This window comes from Ralstonia sp. 22111 (assembly GCF_052045895.1).
GTDB classification, from domain to species: Bacteria; Pseudomonadota; Gammaproteobacteria; order Burkholderiales; family Burkholderiaceae; genus Ralstonia; species Ralstonia wenshanensis.
Map to the genome: position 1 here is coordinate 62,183 of NZ_JBQEPR010000002.1, position 20,942 is coordinate 83,124.

At 64.2% G+C, this 20,942-nt stretch carries 21 protein-coding genes; 8 read left to right on the plus strand and 13 right to left on the minus strand.

Features of this window, described 5'->3' with window-relative positions; all coding sequences use genetic code 11:
* Nucleotides 1–56: 56 nt before the first annotated feature.
* The 7 genes from ACTJK4_RS06530 to ACTJK4_RS06560 all read left to right on the plus strand — a co-directional run bounded on the left by ACTJK4_RS06530 (nt 57) and on the right by ACTJK4_RS06560 (nt 7,055).
* On the plus strand, nt 57–494 hold the full coding sequence (locus ACTJK4_RS06530) for a type IV pilin protein (protein ID WP_260802136.1): 438 nt from the start codon (nt 57–59) through the stop codon (nt 492–494).
* An 8-nt stretch (nt 495–502) separates the two neighbouring features.
* A complete protein-coding gene (locus ACTJK4_RS06535; protein ID WP_232040960.1) occupies nt 503–976 on the plus strand; it encodes a GspH/FimT family pseudopilin in 474 nt (157 codons plus the stop codon).
* A complete protein-coding gene (pilV, locus tag ACTJK4_RS06540) occupies nt 973–1,575 on the plus strand; it encodes a type IV pilus modification protein PilV (RefSeq protein WP_232040959.1) in 603 nt (200 codons plus the stop codon). The genes ACTJK4_RS06535 and pilV overlap by 4 nt, the downstream gene beginning before the upstream one ends.
* A complete protein-coding gene (locus ACTJK4_RS06545; protein ID WP_260802135.1) occupies nt 1,572–2,609 on the plus strand; it encodes a PilW family protein in 1,038 nt (345 codons plus the stop codon). Before pilV ends, ACTJK4_RS06545 begins: the two co-directional genes overlap by 4 nt.
* 2 nt (nt 2,610–2,611) lie before the next feature.
* Nucleotides 2,612–3,187 carry a pilus assembly PilX N-terminal domain-containing protein gene (locus ACTJK4_RS06550; protein WP_260802134.1) on the plus strand — a complete coding sequence of 192 codons (576 nt, stop codon included), beginning with the start codon at nt 2,612–2,614 and terminating at the stop codon, nt 3,185–3,187.
* Between the two features lie 30 nt (nt 3,188–3,217).
* The gene (locus ACTJK4_RS06555) at nt 3,218–6,466 is read left to right on the plus strand and encodes a pilus assembly protein (protein WP_260802133.1); all 3,249 of its coding nucleotides are present in this window, start codon (nt 3,218–3,220) and stop codon (nt 6,464–6,466) included.
* Nucleotides 6,467–6,557: 91 nt separating this feature from the next.
* Nucleotides 6,558–7,055, plus strand: coding sequence for a glutathione peroxidase (locus tag ACTJK4_RS06560; RefSeq protein ID WP_232040955.1), 498 nt, complete (start codon nt 6,558–6,560; stop codon nt 7,053–7,055).
* 11 nt (nt 7,056–7,066) lie between these two features.
* Here the strand turns inward: ACTJK4_RS06560 and ACTJK4_RS06565 are convergent, their stop codons facing one another.
* The 11 genes from ACTJK4_RS06565 to ACTJK4_RS06615 form a co-directional block, all read right to left on the minus strand.
* Complete coding sequence (locus tag ACTJK4_RS06565; RefSeq protein WP_232040954.1) at nt 7,067–7,765, minus strand: helix-turn-helix transcriptional regulator; 699 nt, start codon at nt 7,763–7,765, stop codon at nt 7,067–7,069.
* Between the two features lie 41 nt (nt 7,766–7,806).
* Complete coding sequence (locus ACTJK4_RS06570) at nt 7,807–8,286, minus strand: cupin domain-containing protein (RefSeq protein ID WP_232040953.1); 480 nt, start codon at nt 8,284–8,286, stop codon at nt 7,807–7,809.
* Nucleotides 8,287–8,344: 58 nt separating this feature from the next.
* A complete protein-coding gene (locus ACTJK4_RS06575) occupies nt 8,345–8,740 on the minus strand; it encodes a VOC family protein (protein WP_102066760.1) in 396 nt (131 codons plus the stop codon).
* 178 nt (nt 8,741–8,918) lie between these two features.
* Nucleotides 8,919–9,650: an LrgB family protein gene (locus ACTJK4_RS06580; RefSeq protein WP_092972481.1), complete on the minus strand. Its 732-nt coding sequence runs from the start codon at nt 9,648–9,650 to the stop codon at nt 8,919–8,921.
* Nucleotides 9,647–10,024 carry a CidA/LrgA family protein gene (locus ACTJK4_RS06585; protein ID WP_232040952.1) on the minus strand — a complete coding sequence of 126 codons (378 nt, stop codon included), beginning with the start codon at nt 10,022–10,024 and terminating at the stop codon, nt 9,647–9,649. The genes ACTJK4_RS06580 and ACTJK4_RS06585 overlap by 4 nt, the downstream gene beginning before the upstream one ends.
* A 52-nt stretch (nt 10,025–10,076) precedes the next feature.
* On the minus strand, nt 10,077–11,321 hold the full coding sequence (glcF, locus tag ACTJK4_RS06590) for a glycolate oxidase subunit GlcF (RefSeq protein ID WP_440816967.1): 1,245 nt from the start codon (nt 11,319–11,321) through the stop codon (nt 10,077–10,079).
* A 26-nt stretch (nt 11,322–11,347) separates the two neighbouring features.
* Nucleotides 11,348–12,481 (minus strand): glycolate oxidase subunit GlcE, encoded by a 1,134-nt coding sequence (gene glcE, locus ACTJK4_RS06595; protein WP_440816970.1) that lies wholly within the window; start codon nt 12,479–12,481, stop codon nt 11,348–11,350.
* A gap of 22 nt (nt 12,482–12,503) precedes the next feature.
* Nucleotides 12,504–13,445: an ion transporter gene (locus tag ACTJK4_RS06600; RefSeq protein ID WP_260802130.1), complete on the minus strand. Its 942-nt coding sequence runs from the start codon at nt 13,443–13,445 to the stop codon at nt 12,504–12,506.
* Between the two features lie 13 nt (nt 13,446–13,458).
* Nucleotides 13,459–14,952, minus strand: coding sequence for an FAD-linked oxidase C-terminal domain-containing protein (locus tag ACTJK4_RS06605; protein ID WP_260802129.1), 1,494 nt, complete (start codon nt 14,950–14,952; stop codon nt 13,459–13,461).
* Between the two features lie 493 nt (nt 14,953–15,445).
* The gene (locus tag ACTJK4_RS06610) at nt 15,446–16,336 is read right to left on the minus strand and encodes a LysR substrate-binding domain-containing protein (protein WP_232040947.1); all 891 of its coding nucleotides are present in this window, start codon (nt 16,334–16,336) and stop codon (nt 15,446–15,448) included.
* Nucleotides 16,337–16,363: 27 nt separating this feature from the next.
* A complete protein-coding gene (locus ACTJK4_RS06615) occupies nt 16,364–17,782 on the minus strand; it encodes an FAD-binding oxidoreductase (RefSeq protein WP_440816975.1) in 1,419 nt (472 codons plus the stop codon).
* Between the two features lie 118 nt (nt 17,783–17,900).
* Between ACTJK4_RS06615 and ACTJK4_RS06620 the strand changes: the two genes are divergently transcribed.
* Entirely contained in the window at nt 17,901–18,458 is a 558-nt protein-coding gene (locus ACTJK4_RS06620; protein WP_440816978.1) for a cob(I)yrinic acid a,c-diamide adenosyltransferase, read from the plus strand.
* 68 nt (nt 18,459–18,526) lie between these two features.
* Here ACTJK4_RS06620 and ACTJK4_RS06625 read toward each other — a convergent pair whose 3' ends face one another.
* Complete coding sequence (locus ACTJK4_RS06625) at nt 18,527–19,429, minus strand: mechanosensitive ion channel family protein (RefSeq protein ID WP_260784953.1); 903 nt, start codon at nt 19,427–19,429, stop codon at nt 18,527–18,529.
* Nucleotides 19,430–19,597: 168 nt separating this feature from the next.
* Entirely contained in the window at nt 19,598–20,677 is a 1,080-nt protein-coding gene (aroG, locus tag ACTJK4_RS06630; RefSeq protein WP_232040943.1) for a 3-deoxy-7-phosphoheptulonate synthase AroG, read from the minus strand.
* Between the last annotated feature and the right edge of the window lie 265 nt (nt 20,678–20,942).

The following is a 20,942-nucleotide window of genomic DNA, read 5'->3' on the forward strand; positions in this document are numbered from 1 at the left end:
ATCGGCAGGCACGCATCAAAACATAAAAGCAACAGCAAATCCGGGTGGGTAAAAACGTGGCAAGCAAGCCGAGGTGTCAGCGCGCGCGGGCGGCGCGGGGCTTTACGCTGATTGAGCTGATGATCACAGTGGCCATTGTCGGCATCCTGGCGATCATTGCGTATCCCAGCTACGTCCAGTACATCGTCCGCTCCAATCGGGCAGCGGCGGAATCCTTCATGCAGGAAGTGGCGGCCGCGCAGGAGCGTTTCCTGCTCGACAACCGTGCCTACGCGCCGAATCTGGCCACGTTGCAATACGCCAGCAACGTGCCGGCCAACGTTTCGTCCAACTACACGTTCACGCTGAGCGCCAGCAGCGTGCCGCCGTCTTACCAGCTGGCAGCGGCTCCGCAGGGCTCGCAGCAGGTGAACGACACCGCGTGCGGCACGCTCACCCTGACGAACACGGGTGCCAAGGCGGCGTCCACTGGCGCATCCAACTGCTGGAAGTGAGGCGAGCCATGAAGATCCTGCGCAAGCCCATTCAAGGTTTCACGCTGACGGAGCTGATGGTCACGCTGGCCGTGCTCGCCATTCTCGTGACGATTGCCGTGCCGTCGTTCTCCGGAATGATTGCGACGCAGGCCACGCGCAATGCGTCGTTTGACCTGTCGTCCGCCGTGTCGTTGGCGCGGGCGGAGGCAGTCAAGCAGAACACCATCGTCACCGTATCGACCAGCAGCACTTGGGCGGCCGGCTGGACGCTGATGGCGGGCACGCCTGCCACGGTGATCCGCACGTTCGGCCCTTACAACGGCGTCACCATTGCAGCGAGCAACGGCAACACGCTGTCGTTCGGCAACGATGGCCGGCCCACTGCGGGCGGCGTCACGTTCCAGGTCACGCCGACGAGCGCGTCGCAATCGGTCTCGTCAAGCTGCGTACAGGTGGGCGGCACCGGCCGCGTCGCCGTGGTTTCAGGAACGTGCTCATGAGCGCCATCGCACATTTGTCACATCGCCGGTTCGGCAAGCGCGGGCAGCGCGGGTCGACCCTGATCGAGATCCTGATTTCGGTCGTGATCCTGCTGGTGGCGCTGTTGGGCGCGGCCGGAATGATGGTCCGCTCGAACCAGTCCGAGATGGAGTCTTACCAGCGCGTGCAGGCCCTGACGCTGTTGCAGGACATGGCTGCGCGGCTCAATGCCAACCGCCAGGTGGCCTCGTGCTACGCCGCGCCCGGTGTAATCACCACGGTTGGCACGGGCGGTGTCTCGGCGCCCAGCTGCACGACCGGCACGGCCGCCCAGCAAGCCACCGTCACAACCGATCTCGCGGCTTGGAACAATGCGCTGCTCGGCAATACGGAGACTGCCGCGAGCGGCACCGTTGCCCTGGGCGCCATGATCGGCGCGCGCGGCTGCATCGAAGCCATCGACACGGTCAACCAGATCTATCGCGTAACCGTCGCATGGCAAGGCTTGGTGCAGACCGTGGCGCCGGCGTTGCCATGTGGCAGCGGCAGCAACAATTACGGTAACGACGCCTATCGGCGCGCCATTAGCGTGCAGGTGCGCATGGGGGTGCTGTCATGACGTCCAATCGGACTTCGAGGCGTCTGCAGCGCGGGATGTCGCTGATCGAACTGATGGTCGGCATGACGCTGGGGCTGCTGTTGCTGACCGCGTTGGCAAGCCTGTATGCGTCGACCTCGCAATCGCGCGTGCAATTGGGCAACAGCGCCACGCAGATCGAGAACGGCCGCTATGCGCTCGACATCATCAGCCAGGAAGTCGGGCTCGGAGGTTTCCTTGGCGATCTGAATCTGCTGGGAACCTCAGCGCTTGCGACGCCCGATGTGTGCGCAAGCGCCACCAATGCGCTGGGCTTTACCAACAGCCCAGCGACGGTACCGGTGGCCATCTACGGCTACGTACCCGGTGCGAACGCGGCGCCATGCCTGCCCAACCTGTCGCCCAACTCGGAAATCCTGGTGGTGCGGCGCGTGTCGAGCACCGTCACCTCTGCGAGTGCCGTAGCGGCAGGGCAGGCCTATCTGCAGGACTCGTTCTGCAGTACGGACACCGCTCCCTTTGTCTTCAGCAGCAACAGCGCGGACTTCGTGTTGAAAGACAAAACCTGCGCAAATGCTGCCCCGCTGCGCCAAGTCAGTGTGCGAGCGTTCTACCTTGCTACGTGCGACCGCTGCGGCCCCGGCGGCGACAGCATTCCCACGCTCAAGATGGTCGAGTTCTCCAATGGGGCGCTGCAGCCGCCCAACTCAATCGCCCAGGGCATCGACGACGTGCATTTCGCCTACGGCGTAGACATGGACGGCAACGGTTCGCCCGATTGCTATGTCGCCAATCCGGGCATCGACAACAGCGCCGCCTGCACCACCGTGAGTGGCTACAACTGGACCGCATCCGCTGCGACGAACTGGAGCAACGTGACCGCCGTACGCATCAACTTGCTCGCGCGCACGCTAGGTGTGTCGCCGGGCTGGACCGACACGCGGTCCTACGACATGGGCCGCGGCACGCTCACCGCCCCTTTCAACGATGGCTATAAGCGACACGTCTATGCGGAACTCGCACGCGTCGCCAATGTAGCCGGCCCACGGGAGTAGCCATGCGGCGCTTTTCGGTTCGCCAATCGGCACGTCAGTCGGGCGTGACGCTTGTTGTCACGCTGATCTTCCTGGCGATCTTCATGGGCATCGTCGTGATGATCATGAATTCGGGTGTGATCAACACCAAGATCGCCGCCAACCAGCAATACGGCCTGGAAGCGCGCAACGCTGCGCAGCAGGGTATTGAGCAGGTCATCAGTTCCGACTTCACCGGCAACCCTGCGGCTGCGGCCGTCAATGTGCCCGTGGATGTCAACGGAGATGGCAAGCCGGAGTATACAGCGCAGGTGGCGGCGCCCACATGCCTGGCCACCAAGCAGATCTCCAACACCCAGTTGACGTTGGACCCGGCCAACCCAAATTTCGCCAACGATTCATCCTGCTTTGGCGGCGTGAATACCAATTCGGATACGGGGCTGCTGACCAAGGCGGGCACCCCTGGCGGGATGTCGAACTGCAGCGCGACGCAATGGGACGTCTCCGCCACGGTCAACGATGCGAACGCAACAAATACGAACACCACCTTACATCAGGGTGTCGCTGTACGGGTCCTGACCGGCACGTTGTGCCCCTAAGCCCGCACGCGCCAAGCCAGGAAGACTGACATGCGCACATTTTCCAAACGTATCGCCCTGACCGCTGCGGCCACCTTCATGCTCGCGCTGGGATCCCAGCCAGCAGGCGCCGAGGATATTGACCTCTATACGGGGTTGCAGCAGAACGCTGGCAAGCCCAACGTACTGATCGTCTTTGACGATGGCGCGAACTCAGACGCCAACGCCACTTTTACTTGTTCTGCGCAAGGTCTGACGGTCGCCAATCCGAAGAAGAGTTCTGGCGCCGAGCAATGCGCGCTGTATGGGGCGATCCAGTCGATCAACAGTACTTCGCCGCTGCTGGGTAACCTGAACCTCGGGTTGATGATGTTCGACCCCAAGAGCCCTGGCGGCATCTTCCGGTTCCCGTCTGCAAGCTCGCCGTCCGCCCAAACCCTGCAGCCAATGGACGGCAACGGGGTGAACAGTTTCCTGTCGTACATGCAGAATCAGTTTCCCAGCGATCTGAACGGCAACAACGTTCAGACGTCGGGCGCGATGCAGGAGGCCTGGTCCTTTTATTACGGATACCATTCCTCGCTCAACAAGATGATTGCGTTGTCGGGCAACCAGTACACGTCGCCCCTCACGGATCCGTGCCAGCGCAATTTCATCATCTACATCGGAAACGCGACCAACAGCGGCCACCCGGCTGAAAGCGATTCGCAGATGTACAACGCGCTGGCGGCTGCCGCGCCGACCCCGACTTCGTCGCAGCTTCAGCAGATCGTCATCCCGACGTACAACAAGTACCAGAGCAACTGGGGCGACGAGTGGGCGCGCTTCATGTATCAGACCGATCTGCAGGGGACGGCCAATTCGGCCAATCCGCAGAACGTCGTCACATACGCCATCACGGTCACGGACGGCAAGAACCCCGACTACGTCGCGTTCGACAACAGCATGGCCACCAACGGTGGCGGCAAGGCCTACACCATCCAGCTTGGCGACGTGCAAGGATTGCAGCAGGCCCTGCTGTCGATCCTCAATGAAATCCAGGCCGTCAACAGTGTCTTCGCATCGGTCAGTCTGCCAGCTGCGGTCAACACCCAAGGTCAGTTCCTGAGCCAGGTCTACATCGGTATGTTCCGGCCAGATGCCACGGCTGCACCGCGTTGGATGGGTAACCTCAAGCAGTACCAGGTCGGGTACGACACGAGCGGCAATGTCGTCCTGCAGGATTCTCTCGGAAACCCAGCCATCAGCAGTGCGGGCACGGGCTTCATTGCACCCACAGCGGTGAGCTTCTGGACGCAGGATCCGCCATTAACGTTCGGGGCGACCAGCTATGGGACATCGGGGGTATCCGGCTGGCCAAGCAACGGCTTCTGGAAGAACAGCCCATCCGGCGTGGGCTGGAACCTGGATTCGCCTGACGGCCAGATCGTTGAAAAGGGCGGTGCCGGCGAGATGTTGCGCGCCCAGAACGTGACCAGCCAATTGGGACGGACGCTCTATACGTGCAACGGCGTGGGAACATGTCCAGCCGGCACCGCTATGCCGTCATTCGATACGTCCAACAATTGGCTCGCGGGTACCAACGGGTTGAACGCGATCAATTCCGGTTCCAGCGGGGCGCCGACGATCACCTCGGCGCAGCAGAACTATCTGATCAACTGGGTGCGCGGGCGCGACGTGTATGCGCTTGACGGCGGGGCCAGCACCGGCGCCGGGCAGGAAGCCGAGACCGGGCCGGGCGGATCCGTGACGGTGCGAAGCTCGGTTCATGGCGACGTCCTGCATTCACGCCCCGTCGTCGTGAACTATGGAGGCAGCATCGGCATCGTGGCGTTCTATGGCGCCAATGATGGTGTGTTCCATGCCGTCAATGCGAATCAGAGCATGGGCATCAATGGTGTCCGTCCCGGCGGTGAACTGTGGGGCTTCATTGCGCCTGAGTTCATCGGCAAGCTGAGCCGTCTCTATGCCAACTCGCCGGAAGTGAAGCTGTCCACGACGCCGAGCGGCATCTCGCCGACGCCGACGCCGCGCGACGATTTCTTTGACGGCAGCACGACCGTCATGCAGGACCAGCGGAATCCGGGAAGCCCGCGCACGATCATCTACCTGACCGCACGTCGCGGCGGGAACCTGATCTACGCGTTGGACGTGACCAATCCGATGAGTCCGCAATATTTGTGGTCGCGCAGCAATAGCGATATTCCGGAGCTCGGCCAGACTTGGTCAAAGCCGCGCCTGATGACGGTAGCGGGATACTCCGGGCCACTGCTGATCATGGGCGCCGGCTATGACGCAGCCTCCGAAGACAGTGATCCGGCTCCTGGTACCGATACGATGGGCCGCGGGATCGTGGTGCTGGATGCCTACACGGGTGCACCGGTATGGAGCGCGCTTCCGAGCTGTTCCGGCATGGCGGGTGTGTGCGTGAAGAACACCGGACTGACGCGATCCATTCCGTCTGACGTCACGGTGGTCGACCGTACGGGCAGCGGCTATATCCAAATGGCCTACGCCGGAGATGTCGGCGGCAACATCTGGCGCGTCGATTTCCAGACCTCGGCTGGCAATACGCCTTCCAACTGGACGATCACCAAACTCGCAACCCTGGGCGGCGCCGCCAACACCAATAACGCGCGCAAGTTCTTCTATGCTCCCGACGTGGTGCCCACCTCCGCCTACAACGCCATCATGGCTGGCACGGGCGATCGCGAGCACCCGCTTTATTCTTCCAACACGACGCCGGGTACGGCCTACAACGTGGTCAACCGGTTCTACATGGTGAAGGATCCGAATCTCGGCAGCATGCCCGCGAGCTGGACTCCGATCACCGAAGCCAACCTGTTCGATGCGTCAACGCTGGCGTACGACGGATCGGGGTCAGGTTTCTTCATCACGTTGCCCAACCCCGGAGAGAAGGTGGTGAACGCACCACTGACCGTTGCCGGATACACCACGTTCGGGACCAACACGCCTGCTATCCCCACGGCGGGCCAGTGCTATCCCAACCTGGGTGTCGCGCGCACGTATTCGGTCGGCTTCCTGACGGGTACAGGGCAAAATCCGAACCGCTCTGTCGTTCTCGACGGTGGTGGCTTTCCACCCTCGTCCGTCTATGGCGTTGTCCTGATCAATAATGGCAACGGCACGACCTCTTCTGTGCCTGTATGTTTCGGCTGCGGCAACCAAACGGGTTCAGGCGGTGGCGGATCAGCACTTTCCCCGGTGAAGGTCGTCCCCAAGGGCCTCGGCAAACGCAAGCGCACGTTCTGGTTCTCTGAAACCGACAAGAAGCCCTAACTTCTGCCTCAACGGCCCGCCCAGCGCGGGCCGTTACAATTCCGGACAGATGCCGGAGCACCCCGTTCCCGCAACCATCCGGAGAGTAGCCATGAGTGACGTCTACGCATTCGAGGCCGATTCGTTGACCGGCCAGCGCGTGCCGCTGTCGCAGTACAAAGGCAAGGTCCTGCTGATCGTGAACACGGCAAGCAAGTGCGGATTCACGCCGCAATACGCGGGGCTGGAGGCGGTGTACAAGCGGCTGCATGAGAAAGGCCTTGAGGTGCTCGGCTTTCCGTGCAACCAGTTCGGCAAGCAGGAGCCGGGCGGCGAAGACGAAATCGGTGCCTTCTGCGAGAAGAACTACGGCGTCTCGTTTCCGATGTTCGGCAAGATCGACGTGAATGGCTCGGGCGCGCATCCGCTCTACAAGTGGCTGACCTCGGAAAAGCCCGGTGTGCTTGGCATCGGCGCCATCAAATGGAACTTCACCAAGTTCCTGCTGCGCCGCGACGGCACGGTCTACAAGCGCTATGCGCCCATGACCAAGCCGGAAGAGATTGCCGACGATATCGAGCGGCTGTTGGCGGAGCCGGATCCCGCCTGAGGTTGCCTTCGCTAGTCTGACGAGCCCCGCACCTTGCGCATGAAATCCGCCAGCGAGCGCTCGGCGGATTCGGCAAAGTGGCGCTCCAGGATGTCGACCTTGACGCAGCGGTCGAGGCGGAAGGTGCGGTAGTCCTGACGGTGCTCGCACCAGGCCGCCACCAGCCAGACTTGTCCCCAGAAGAACAGGCCGAGCGGCTGGATGCAGCGTTCAGTTAACTGGCCTTGCGCGTCGCGGTAGGCGAGCCGCGCAACCGCATGGCGGCCAAGCGCCGCATGCAGCGTGTCAAAGACCTGCTTGACCTCGTCGCCCATGCCGTAGCCGGGCGCGAAGATGCGTGTGGTCTCGGCTTCGGAGCGGCGCTCCGCAGGCAGGGCGCCCATCAGTTTTTCCAGAGCCGCTTCGACCGAGTCGGCCATGGTGCCGCCGCTCCATGCCTTGATCATGCGCGCACCGGCCACCAGCGCTTCGACTTCATCGGCGGTGAACATGAGCGGCGCGAGGTCGAAGCCCGCGCGCATGCGGTAGCCGATACCGGCTTCCCCTTCGATCGGCACGCCCGAGACCGACAGGTCACGGATGTCGCGGTACACCGTGCGCTCCGACACGCCGAGGCGCTCGGCCAGCATGGCCGCCGTGGTCAAACGGCGGCCTCGCAGGATCTGGGCAATCTGGAACAGGCGGTCGGCGCGGCGGGTCATGCGCGGCATTGTAGTGGGCTTCGGCCCGGGTGCAATGCGGGCCATATCCCCTACGCGCCGAAGGGCGTCAGTTCACGTTGCGGGTGGATGTCGACCACGTCGACCTGCTCGCCACGGCGCAGCATGCGCTTGCCCAGTCGCGGGAAATCGGCAATCTCGATGTTGAGATGTTCGCCGCCGCACAGATAGACGAGATCTTCCTTGCCGCAGTTGCGCAGGTGGTGCGCCACGCCCGTGGGGAAGGCCATGAAGTCTCCGGGGCGCACGGTGAAGATGTTGTCGTCGATCTCGGCCTGCGCTTCACCGGAAAGGATGTAGATCCATTCCTCTTCGCGCTGGTGCGAGTGATAGACGAATGATTCCTTGCCCGGCGGCACGCGCGCAAAGTTCACGCCGGTGCGCTTGAGCCCGAGCAGTCGGCCCATCATGGTGCCGTGGATTTCCGACAGGCTGTTCCAGGGGTGAGAAAACGACTGCGTGCGCGCGGTGATATCCGCGGCACGCATGAGATACGGGGATTGGCTCGGCATGGTGTTCTTCTCTGTCTCGTAGTGAAGGCCGGCGCCCGCGCACCGGCCTCGGGGGGCGTTACTGCTGTAGCAGATACGCCTGCGTCTTGGCGTCCGGCTCGTGCAGGCCGACGCGGTTGCCTTCGGTGTCGACGATGTGGGCAATGCGGCCCATGTGGTCGGGCAGCGTCATCGGGCCGAACACGCATTGGCCGCCGCTGCCGTTTACGCGTTCGAGCACGGCGTCCAGGTTGGGTGCGTTCAGGTAGACCACGCTGCCCTTGTCGGAAGGCGCAAAACCTTCGCCCTTGACCAGCGCACCGTGGATGGTCGTCTCACCCGCCGGAAACACGCCCATGGTCATGTCGCCCATGTCTTCCTGCTTGAGCTGCGTGTCGAAGACGTTCTCGTAAAACTTCACCGCGCGCGGGAAATCGTTGGCGGGGATTTCAAACCAGTTGATCACGCTTGCCATGTTGTCGCTCCGGTTGGTGAGGCAGGCCGCTTGAAGGGAGCGGAGATACCTGTCTCGTTAAGGTGGAGCGATTTTGGCGGGGGGCTCCTGACAGCGTTCTGTCAGGAGCATTCAGGAGGATTGGGCAGCGTGTTGCAGATTGCCCAGGCAGTGAAAGCCGGGCGGAGGGGGAGGCGACTCAGTGCGGAATCCAACCCGCCAGCAGCGGCACCAGCACGGCTGTCAGCACGCCGTTCAGGCCCATGCCCAACGCCGAGAACGCGCCCGCTTCCGGATTCACCTGAAACGCGCGCGCCGTACCGATGCCATGCGCCGCAATGCCGGTGGCAAAGCCACGCACGCTGTACTCGCGCACGCGCAGCAGGTTCAGCAGCCGCGTCGTGGTAGTGGCGCCGACAATGCCGGTAATGAGCACCAGCACTGCCGTGATGGTCGGCGCGCCGCCGATTTTCTCGGAGATGCCCATGGCGATCGGGATCGTCACCGATTTCGGCGCCATCGAGCGCAGCGTTTCGGGCGATGCGCCCAACAGCCACGCAATGCCCACTGCCGACACCACCGCCACCACCGACCCTGCGAGCAGCCCGCCCATCAGCGGCAGCGCGTGGCGGCGCAGTTTCGCCCATTGCTGGAACAGCGGTACGGCCAGCGCAACCGTGGCCGGCCCCAGCAGGAAGTGCACGAACTGCGCGCCGTCGAAGTACGTCTTGTACGGCGTGCCCGTGAGCGTCAGGAGTGTGCCCAGGATGACCACCGCAATCAGCAGCGGATTGACCATCGGGTTGAAGCGGCTGCGCTCGTGCAGACGCACGCCGATCAGGTAGGCGATGAGCGTGGCGGTCAGGCCCAGCAGCGGGCTGGCGGCCAGGTAGACCCAGAGTTGATGCAGGTTGGGAGCCATTGCGTTCATGGGGCCAGCTCCTCGTTGCCTTCGCCGCTGTCACCCAAGCGGCGCATCAGGGCGCGGGTGACGAGTGCACCGGCGGCAATCGACAGCCACGTCGACACGACGGTCGCCACCACGATGGGCAGCCATTCCTGCCCGATGCGGTTCAGTTGCGTCATGACGCCCACGCCGGCCGGCACGAACAGGATGGTCAGATGTCGCAGCAGGTCGCTGACGGTGCCCTGCATGACTTCGAGCACGCGGCCCTTGTCTACCAGCAGATAGATGACCAGCAGCACCATACCGATCACCGGGCCGGGCACCGGCAGGTGCAGCGAATACGTGAGCAGCTCTCCTACCGACTGGAACGTCAACAGGATCGCGAAGGTTTGCAGCATGGGGCCTCCGGGCGAAACGAAGCGCCAAGTATAGAACCCGGCTGCGTTCGTTTCAGGCCAGCATGCGGTCGACCAGTTCGATCCAGTGTTCGACCGGCGTATCGGTGCCGCTCTGCAGATGCGTCACGCAGCCGATGTTGGCGCTGACGATGCGCTCGGGCTGCGTCGCTTGCAGCTTGGCGAGCTTGTCGTCGCGCAGGCGGTAGGCGAGTTCAGGTTGCAGCACCGAATACGTGCCCGCCGAGCCGCAGCACAGGTGGCTGTCGGCGCAGAGCTTGACGTCCACGCCCAGCGAGCCGAGCAGCGTTTCCACCGCGCCGCGGATCTGCTGGCCGTGCTGCAGCGTGCAGGGCGGGTGCCACGCCACGCGCGGCCGCTGTGCTTCAGGCTTGGCCTTCTGCAGAAGCTGTTGCGAAAACGCGGGCAGCACCTCGCACAGGTCGCGCGTCATGGCGGACACGCGCGCCGCGCGCTCGGCATAGGCGGGGTCATCGCGCAGCAGGTGGCCGTATTCCTTGACCATCGCACCGCAGCCGGAGGCCGTCATGACGATGGCCTCGGCGCCCGCTTCGATATGTGGCCACCACGCGTCGATGTTGGCGCGCATGTTGCCAAGGCCGCCTGCGTGGTCGTTCATGTGATAGCGGATGGCCCCGCAGCAGCCCGCGCGGTCTGCGCTGATGAGCTGCACGCCCAGCTTGTCGAAGACGCGTGCCGTGGCGGCATTGATGTTGGGCGACATGGCGGGTTGCACGCAGCCTTCGAGCAGCAGCATCTTGCGTGCGTGTGCGGTGCTTGGCCGCATGCCGGCGTGAGGCTGCTTGGCTGGCATCTTGTTGCGCAGCACCTGCGGCAACATCGGCCGCACGGCCTGCCCGAGCTTGAGTGCGGAGCCGAACAGCGCCGGCCGCGTCAACCCTTCGCGCAGTGCCCAGCGCACGGCGCGTTCGCCGAGCGGGCGTGATTCTCCTTTCGCATCGAGCTGGTCATCGACGATCTTGCGGCCGATCTCCACCAGGCGCCCGTAGGTCACGCCGGACGGACAGGTCGATTCGCAGTTGCGGCAGGTCAGGCATCGGTCCAGGTGCAGGCGCGTGGCCTCGCCGGCAGGTTGGCCTTCCAGCACCTGCTTCATCAGATAGATGCGCCCGCGCGGGCCGTCCAGCTCGTCGCCGAGCAGTTGGTAGGTCGGGCAGGTGGCCGTGCAGAAACCGCAGTGCACGCACTTCTGCACGATGCTTTGGGCTTCTTCGCCGTCGGGGGTGTTGCGCAGGAACGCCGCGAGCGTGATTTGCATGATGGGCTTGCGTTAGAAGTCGGCAGTCAGAACGCTGAATACAGACGGCCCGGGTTGAAGATGCCGTGCGGATCGAAGCTGTCTTTCAGGCGTTTGTGCACGGCCATCAACGGCGCGCCGACGGGCGTGAAGATGTCGCTGGCGCGGTCGCCGTTGCGGAACAGCGTGGCGTGGCCGCCGGCCTTGCGTGCTGCATCGCGGATGACTTCGGCGGAGGTGTTGGCGGTGTCGATCCACCAGCGCTGGCCGCCGCCCCATTCGACGAGTTGCTCATCGGCCGACGCATGACCCAGCGCCAGCGGCGGCGTGGCGGGGGGCAGGGCGATGCGCCACAGCGGCAGGCTGCCTTGCACGGCGCGGGCGAAGAATGCATGCGATTGTTCGCGCAGGTCGCGCCAGTACGCGGCCCCTTCTGTGTCATCAACGCGCTCGCCGCCAAGCTTGGTGATGGCTGCGCGCACTGCCGCATCGGCACCGCTCAAGCGTACCCACAGCGCACCGTCGATCCACGCAGACGCTGCGATCGGCAGCGGCTGGCCGCCCCAGCGGTTGAGGGTGTCGATGGCCTCGCCTTGCGCCATGGCAAAGCGCAGCGTTGCATCGCAGAACGGCATCGGCAGCACCTTGAGCGACACCTGGACGATCAGCCCTAGCGTGCCGAGTGCACCGGCCATCAGGCGCGAGACGTCGTAGCCGGCCACGTTCTTCATCACTTGGCCGCCGAAGTTCAGCATGTCGCCGCGGCCATCCATGACGACGGCGCCGAGCACGAAATCGCGCAGAGCCCCCACCGACTGCCGGCGCGGCCCCGACAGGCCCGATGCAAACGCACCGCCCACCGTTGCCTGTTTTCCGTCAGCTGCAAAGTGCGGCGGCTCGAACGCCAGCATCTGCCGGTGCTCGGCCAGTGCGGCTTCGATCTCGACGAGCGGTGTACCACTGCGCGCGGTGATGACGAGCTCGGCGCAGTCGTAGTCGACGATGCCGGACCATTCGCGTGTGTCGAGCACGGTGCCGTGAGGTGCCGGTGCGCGGCCGTAGAAATCCTTGGTGCCGCCACCACGCAGGGTGAGTGGCGTGCGGCTGTCGGCGGCCTGGGCGATGGCGTCACGAAAGCGCGAAAGCGCAGGCGAAAGGGCAGTGTCTGGGGTGATTGGCATGTCGAACTTTCTGGCGGGCAGCTCACTGGCTGCCAGCTGTCTCCGTTGGAAGCAGTGGGAGCCGTGTGCCGCAGCGCTTGCAGAATGCGGCGTCTGTATCGTGACGTTCCAGCGTGCAGCCGCTGCACGCGCGGGTCTGCGGTGGGGCGGCGGAGGCGGAGCCGGTGCCGGACTCTTCGCGCATGGTGTTCACCAGTTCGGCGCCGATGATGCCGGTGGGAAACGCGATGATGCTGTAGCCGAGCAGGATGGTCATCGACGTGATGAACTGCCCCAGCGGGGTCTTCGGCACAAGGTCGCCGAAGCCCGTGGTGGTGAGCGTGACGACCGCCCAGTACATGCTCACCGGAATGCTGGTGAAGCCATGCTGCGGCCCCTCCACCACATACATCACCGTGCCCAGGATGATGGTGATGATGAAGACGGTGCCCAGGAACACGAAGATCTTGTGCCGGGCGTTCAGCAGCGCACGCAGCAGGATCTGCGCCTCTTCAAAGTAGACCGTGATCTTCAGGATCCGGAAGATCCGCAGCAGGCGCAGCAGCCGCACATCGAGCAGGTAGGCCAACTCGGGCACAAAGATCGCCAGCCACGTCGGCAGGATCGAGATGAAATCGATGACGCCGTAGAAGCTGAGCACGTAGCGCCAGGGCCTGCGCACCACGAGGATGCGCATGGCGTATTCCGCCGTGAACAGCAGCGTGAAAAGCCACTCGAGCACCGTGAACAGCGTGCCCGCGCGGCCGCTGACGCTCGGCAGGCTGTCGAGCATCACCACCAGCACGCTGGCGAGGATGGCCCCCAGCAGGGTCAGGTCGAACAGCCTGCCGGCGCGCGTATCGGCTTCGAAGATGACGGTGTACCAGCGCGCGCGCCAGCCGCTCTCGGGTTTGCCGAGATACTCGCCAAGGCGCGCGTTATGGGCGTGCCATCGGTTGCGGCTGTTGCGGGGCGGATTCCTCATGGCCGTCGCGTGCTTAGAAGCGGGGCAGGTCCGGGTGCGGCAGCAGGCCGTTGCGCACGTGCAGCTTGCCGTATTCGGCGCAGCGCGCGAGCGTGGGGATGGCCTTGTCGGGGTTCAGCAGGCGCGCCGGGTCAAAAGCCGCCTTTACGCGCAGGAAGGCGTCGCGCTCTTCCGCCGAAAACTGCACGCACATCGAGCTGAGCTTTTCCACGCCCACGCCGTGTTCGCCCGTCACGGTTCCGCCCAGTTCTACGCAGGTCTCGAGGATGTCGGAGCCGAACAGCTCGGCGCGGTGCCATTCGTCCTGGTCTTCGCCGTTGAAGAGGATGAGCGGGTGCATGTTGCCGTCGCCCGCATGGAACACGTTGATGCAGCGCAGGGCGTACTTCTGCTCCATCGCCTGGATGCGCCGCAGCAGCGTGCCGATGTGCTTGCGCGGGATGGTGCCGTCCATGCAGTAGTAGTCCGGCGAGATGCGGCCCGCTGCCGGGAATGCATTCTTGCGGCCGCTCCAGAACTTCAGGCGCTCGGCTTCGCTTTGCGACACCTGGATGCGCGTGGCACCGGAGGCACGCAGCACTTCGCTCATGCGCGCGATTTCTTCGGCCACCTCTTCGGGCGTGCCGTCGGACTCGCACAGGAGGATGGCCGCCGCGTCCAGGTCGTAGCCGGCGCAGACGAATTCCTCAACGGCTGCGGTGGCGGGCTTGTCCATCATCTCCAGCCCGGCCGGGATGATGCCCGCGGCAATCACGTCGGCCACGGCGTTGCCGCCGGTTTCCACGTTGTCGAAGCTCGCCATGATCACCTGCGCGAGCTGCGGCTTGGGGATCAGGCGCACGGTCACTTCCGTCACCACGGCCAGCATGCCTTCGGAGCCGATCACCGTGGCCAGCAGGTCGAGGCCGGGTGCGTCGGGTGCTTCGCTGCCGAATTCGACCACCTCGCCGTCCATCATCACGGCGCGCACGCGCAGCACGTTGTGCACGGTCAGGCCGTACTTCAGGCAATGCACGCCGCCCGAATTTTCATTGACGTTGCCGCCGATGGTGCAGGCGATCTGCGAGGACGGATCGGGCGCGTAGTACAGCCCGTGCGGGTTGGCGGCTTCGGATATGGCGAGGTTGCGTACGCCCGGCTGGACCACCGCCGTGCGCGTGTAGGGGTCGACCTTGATGATGCGCTTGAACTTGGCCAGCGACAGGACCAGCCCGCCCGGCGTCGGCATCGCGCCGCCCGACAGGCTCGTCCCCGCGCCGCGCGGCACGACGGGCACGCCCATGCGGTGGCACACGCGCAGGATCTCGACGACCTGCGCCTCGGTATCCGGCAGCACCACGGCCAGCGGCACCTGCCGGTAGGCGGCAAGGCCATCGCATTCATACGGAGTGGTGTCTTCGCGCTCCCAGAGCAGCGCGTCGTCGGACACGATCTGGGACAGCGCGGCGGTCAACTCGGCCTGCAGGGCGGATTGATCGCGGGCGGTGGCGGGCAGCGACGCGTTCATGGGGTGTCTCTCATCGTTGTGCCCGGCAGCGGTGGCCGGGGTGGAGGGCACTATAGCCCGGCCGCCGCGCCATGCGGCGTGTTAAGGACTTTTGCTGCGATGAATTTGGCTCGCCGAGGCGCCCAATGCGGTTCATCGCGGTGCGGCAAGGTTGCACGGCTGGATCGTGGAGGTCCGATCCTCACGATCGAGCCTTCGACGGTCAATGGCGGGGCTCCGATCACCGCGCTTCACACTAAAAGTTTCGAATCCGGAGTTCCGGTACCTCACGCATGAGGCCAATAGGGTCAGCGTTGATGAAAAAAGCAGCAACGATGAGGTTCAGAACGTCGCCTTCGAGGCTCGGAGGCTCGACCCATGACCCTTTTTGCTCCGACGTTGCTGCTTTTTTCATCAACGTTGAGGCTTCAGGGCCTCAACGTCGATACTAAAAGTTTCGAATGTGGTGGTTTGAGCTCCGGTGACGAGGCTCGGCTGCCCACAGTTGAGCGGCTTACCAATCCAGCCCAAGCAACCAATCCACAAATTGCCGTGCCTCGGGCTTCATCGGCGCTTGTTCGCGCTGGACGATGTAATAAGCATGCGGCGAGGCCGATTCGATGTCCAGCAGCCGGACGATCTGCCCCGAGCCCAGCCAGTTGCGCGCCATCGCCTGCCGCACCAGCGCCACGCCCTGGTTGGAGGCCACCGCTTCGAGCATCAGGCCGATGTCGTTGAACAGCGAGCCGGTGGCGGGCTCCGGCGCGTCCAGCCCCGCTGCCTCAAACCACGGGCGCCATGGCTCCAGGGGGCTGCGCAGCAGCGTGAGGTTCAGCAACTGCGACGCTTCGGTGATGGTGTTGCCGCTGATCTGCTCGAAGTAGCCGCGCCCGCACGCCGGGAACACCGGTTCGTTGAGCAGCAGCGTGGTCTTCAGGTCCGGATAGCGGCCGGTGCCGTAGCGGATCTCGACATCGGTGTCCTCGGCTTTCACGTCGAGGAACGGGATGGAGAGATGCAGTTCCAGATCAATGTGCGGGTACAGCCCGTTGAACTCGGGCAGGCGCGGCACGAGGTGCTGGCGCCCGAACGTGGGCGGGATCGCCACGCGCAGCCGCGCACGCTGCTTGCTGAACTCCGGCCGCGCCAGTTCGTGCAGCGTGTCGAGCGCGACTTGCACGCTGCGCAGGTAGCGCGTCCCGGCGGCGGTGAGCCGCAGTGCTGTGCCGGTGCGCACGAAGAGGTCTTCGCCCCACAGTTCTTCGAGGTTCTTGATGCGGTGCGATACCGCGCTGGGCGTGACGGACAGCTCCTCGGCCGCGCGCGCGAAGCTCGCATGGCGCGCCCCCGCCTCAAAGGCAATCAGCAGATGCAGCGGAGGAACGCGCTTGAAGACGGAGGACATGCGGGTGGTCGCTGGTGGGTGCGTCGGTTACAGGTGGAAGATCTTGCCGGGGTTCAGGATGTGCTTCGGGTCCAGCGCCTGCTTGACGCTGCGCATCAGGTCGATCGCATCGTTGCCGTGCTCGGCGATGAGGAAGTCGATCTTGTGCAGGCCCACGCCATGCTCGCCCGTGCAGGTGCCGTCCATGGCAATCGCACGCGCCACGATGCGCTGGTTGATACGCTCGGCTTCTTCCAGTTCTTCCGGCTTGTTCGGGTCGATCAGCAGCGCGACGTGGAAGTTGCCGTCGCCCACGTGGCCGACGATGGGGGCAGGCAGTTGCAGCGCGCTGGCGAGCAGGTCCTTCTCGGTCTCCACCACGCAGTCGGCCAAGCGCGAGATCGGCACGCACACGTCGGTGGTGACGGCGCGGCAGCCCGGCTTGAGCTGCAGGAAGGCGAAGTAGGCGTTGTGGCGGGCGTTCCACAGGCGGCTGCGGTCTTCGGGGCGCGTTGCCCATTCGAAGCCCTGGCCTTTGTGTTCAGCGGCGATCTGCTGGACGGTCTCGGCTTGCTCCTGCACGCCGTGCTCCGAGCCATGAAACTCGAAGAACAGCGTCGGCATCTCGGGCAGCGTGAGCTTGTCGTACTGGTTGATCGCACGGATGGCGAGCGCATCGACAAACTCGACGCGCGCAATCGGCACGCCCATCTGGATGGTGTCGATCACGGCGGACACCGCATCGCCCATGCTCGGGAAGGCGCACACGGCCGCGGACACGGCTTCGGGCTGCGGATACAACTTCAGCGTGATCTCGGTGATGATGCCCAGCGTCCCCTCGCTGCCGATGAAGAGGCGCGTGAGGTCGTAGCCCGCCGACGATTTACGCGCGCGGTTGGCTGTCTTGATGATGCGGCCGTCAGCGGTGACCACCGTCAGGTTCAGCACGTTCTCGCGCATCGTGCCGTAACGCACGGCGTTGGTGCCGGACGCGCGCGTCGCACACATGCCGCCGATGGACGCATCCGCGCCCGGGTCGATCGGGAAGAACAAACCGGTATCGCGAATCTCGGTATTGAGCTGCTTGCGCGTGACACCCGGCTCGACCGTCACCGTCAGGTCTTCCGGATGCACAGACAACACATGGTTCATCTGCGAGAGATCGAGGCTCACGCCGCCGGCCACGGCCAGCAGATGGCCTTCGAGCGACGAGCCGGCGCCGTACGGGATCAGCGGAATCTCCTGTTCAAAGCAGAGCTTGGCGACGGCAGCGACTTCCTCGGTGGTCTGCGCGAAGACGACGGCGTCGGGCAGCATCGGGTCGTAGGCGGATTCGTCGCGGCCGTGATGGGCGCGTACCGCTTCAGCGGTGGAGATGCGATCGCCAAAGCGGGCACGCAGCGCGTCGAGCATCGCAGGCGGAATCGGCTTGCGGATGATCTGGGAGGGCGGGGCTGGATGGTTCATGGCGTCTCGCGTGGGGCAGCGGTCTGAAGCCGGCTCGGGCTGTCATTCTAACGCCGGGGTCATGCCGTCCTTGCGATAATGGCGCCACCAACATTGACGCAATACAGGGAGACGCACCGTGGGCAATCGCCTATCCAAAATCGCCACCCGCACCGGTGACGACGGCACCACCGGCCTCGGCGACGGCAGCCGCACGGCCAAGGACAGCCTGCGCATCGCCGTCATCGGCGACGTCGACGAGTTGAACTCGCACATCGGCGTGCTGCTGACGGAAACGTTGCCCGACGGCGTGCGCGCAGCGCTCACCGCCATCCAGCACGACTTGTTCGATCTGGGTGGCGAACTCTGCATTCCCGGCTACACGATGGTGACCACCGCGCACGTGCTGCGGCTCGACCAATGGCTGGCCGATTACAACGCCGATCTGCCGCGGCTGGCCGAATTCATCCTGCCAGGCGGCAGCCGCGCTGCGGCACAGGCGCATGTCTGCCGCACCGTTGCGCGCCGTGCCGAGCGCAGCATCGTCGCCCTGGGCCGGGCGGAAACCATTGGCGAGGCGCCGCGCCAATACGTCAATCGCTTGTCGGACCTGCTGTTTGTGCTGGCACGCGTGTTGAATCGCGCAGATGGCGGCTCGGACGTGCTCTGGAAACGCGACGAGCACAAGCCGACCTGATCGCAGTCGGCGCATCAAAACAAAACGGCCCGGTTGTGCACCGGGCCGTTTGCTTTGCCGCGCGTGGATCAGTTCACGCTGGTCGGCGTGGTCGTACTTTGTGCCACGGCAGCCAAGCCCGCCAATTGCCCCGGCGTGGTGATGGTCAGCGCCTGCGATGGCGTGGGCGCCGGGAAGCCGCCTTCGGCCAGCGCTTCCTTGATCGTCCGGTTGGTGTCGAAATAGACCTGCCAGTAATTGTCGTTGTGCGTGTACGGGCGCACGGCCAGCACTGGCCCCACCAAGTTGAATTCCAGAATCTCGACATCGACCGCCGGATCGGTCAGCACGTTCGGAATGGCGGCAATCTTCTCCTTGAGCAGCGCGATGGCGGCGCGGTGGTCGGCGCTTCCGGCCAGCTGCGCCTTCAGCTCGACGCGGCGGTAGGGGTTGGAGGTGTAGTTCTGGATCGTGTCGGCAAAGATCTTGCCGTTGCCCACCATCGTGACCACGTTGTCCGGCGTGTTGATGGTCGTGGCAAACAGGCCGATCTCCTTGATCGTGCCCGTCACGCCGCCGGCCGTCACGAAGTCGCCCACCTTGAACGGCCGCAGCACGATCAGGAACGCGCCCGCCGCAAAGTTCGACAGCAGGCCAGACCACGCCATGCCGATGGCCACACCGGCTGCGGCAATCAGCGCCGCGAACGTCGTCGTCTGGATGCCGAAATAGCCGAGGATGCCGATCACCAGCAGCACGTTCAGCGTGACGGTGATGATGGAGCCGACATAGCGCAGCACGGTCGGATCGACCTTCTGTCGGCTCAACGAGCCTTCGACCATGCGTACCGCAAGATGGATCAGCCAGCGGCCGACGACCCAGAAGACGATGGCCGCGAGGATCTTCATACCGACGTCGGTGGCGTACTGCGCCACGATCGCCTGGTACTTGTTTGCGGTGTTGACGGCGGTGTCCGCCAGGGTGTCTGCCATGGATGCCTCCGGGAGAGCAGGGGGAATCCACCTACGATATGTCAAAGACAACGCACTTGTGTGACTTTGATACGTCTCGCTCACATTTGTTATAGATCTGCGCTTTGACGCGCGCGCAAAGAAAAAGGACGCCCGCAGGCGTCCTTCCCAAATCATGATGATGGCGTCTTAGTTGCCGCTGCCGGGCACCAGACGGCGCTTGCGCACCGCGTCGGCCAGCGTTTCCAGCACCTTCACCGAATCGTCCCAGCCGATGCAGGCGTCGGTCACGCTCTGGCCGTAGGCCAGGTCGGACACCGGCGTGCCTTGCACGTGGTCCTGGCGACCAGCATTGATGTGCGATTCCACCATCACCCCGACGATGCGGTTGTCGCCCGCAGCCATCTGGCGGCCGATGTCTTCGCACACTGGGATCTGGTTCTCGTGCTTCTTGCTGCTGTTGGCGTGCGAAGCGTCGATCATCAGGCGTGCAGCCAGGCCCGACTTGGAGATGGCGTCGCAGGCTTCCTGCACGCTGGCGGCGTCATAGTTGGGCGCCTTGCCGCCGCGCAGGATGATGTGGCAATCCTCGTTGCCCGCCGTCGACACAATGGCCGAGTGGCCGCCCTTGGTGACCGACAGGAAGTGGTGCGGCTGCGATGCGGCCTTGATGGCGTCCACAGCGATCTTCACGTTGCCGTCGGTGCCGTTCTTGAAACCCACCGGGCACGACAGGCCGGAAGCCAGTTCGCGGTGCACCTGGCTTTCGGTAGTACGTGCGCCGATTGCGCCCCAGCTCACCAGATCCGCGATGTACTGCGGGCTGATCACGTCGAGGTATTCGGTGCCGGCGGGCAGGCCCAGTTCGTTGATGTTCATCAGCAGCTCGCGCGCGGTGCGCAGGCCGTCGTTGATCTTGAAGCTGCCGTCCATGTACGGGTCGTTGATCAGACCCTTCCAGCCGACCGTGGTGCGCGGCTTCTCGAAGTACACGCGCATCACGATTTCCAGCTCATTCTTGAAGCGCTCGCGCTGCTCGACCAGGCGGCGGGCGTAATCCATCGCTGCCTTGGTGTCGTGGATGGAGCAGGGGCCGATAATGACAATCAGGCGGTCGTCCATGCCATGCAGGATGCGGTGCATCGCGTTCCGGCTCTGGTAGATCAGGTCGGACACGGTGTCGCTGCACGGGAATTCGCGGATCAGATGCGACGGCGGCGTCAGCTCTTTCAGTTCGCGAATGCGCAAATCATCGGTGTTCTTCGGCATGGAAAGCTCCGGGGATATGTCTTGAGTTCTATTGGAAACGTCTACTGTGTTCGGATCGTGTTTCGCGTCGTTGCCGGGGTGGGGCAGGTGACTGGGCGAAAAAAAACCGCCAGGGTCGCTGGCGGTTTTCCGTATCTGCTGGGTGCTTTATTTTTGCTGCAAGCGCCCCTCTCCTTCCGCCAGCGGTGCGAGATGCCAAAAGTAAAAGTAAAAAAACTTGGCGAAGGACATGAGAGGGAAAGCAGGCAGTGCAGGAAAAATTGTG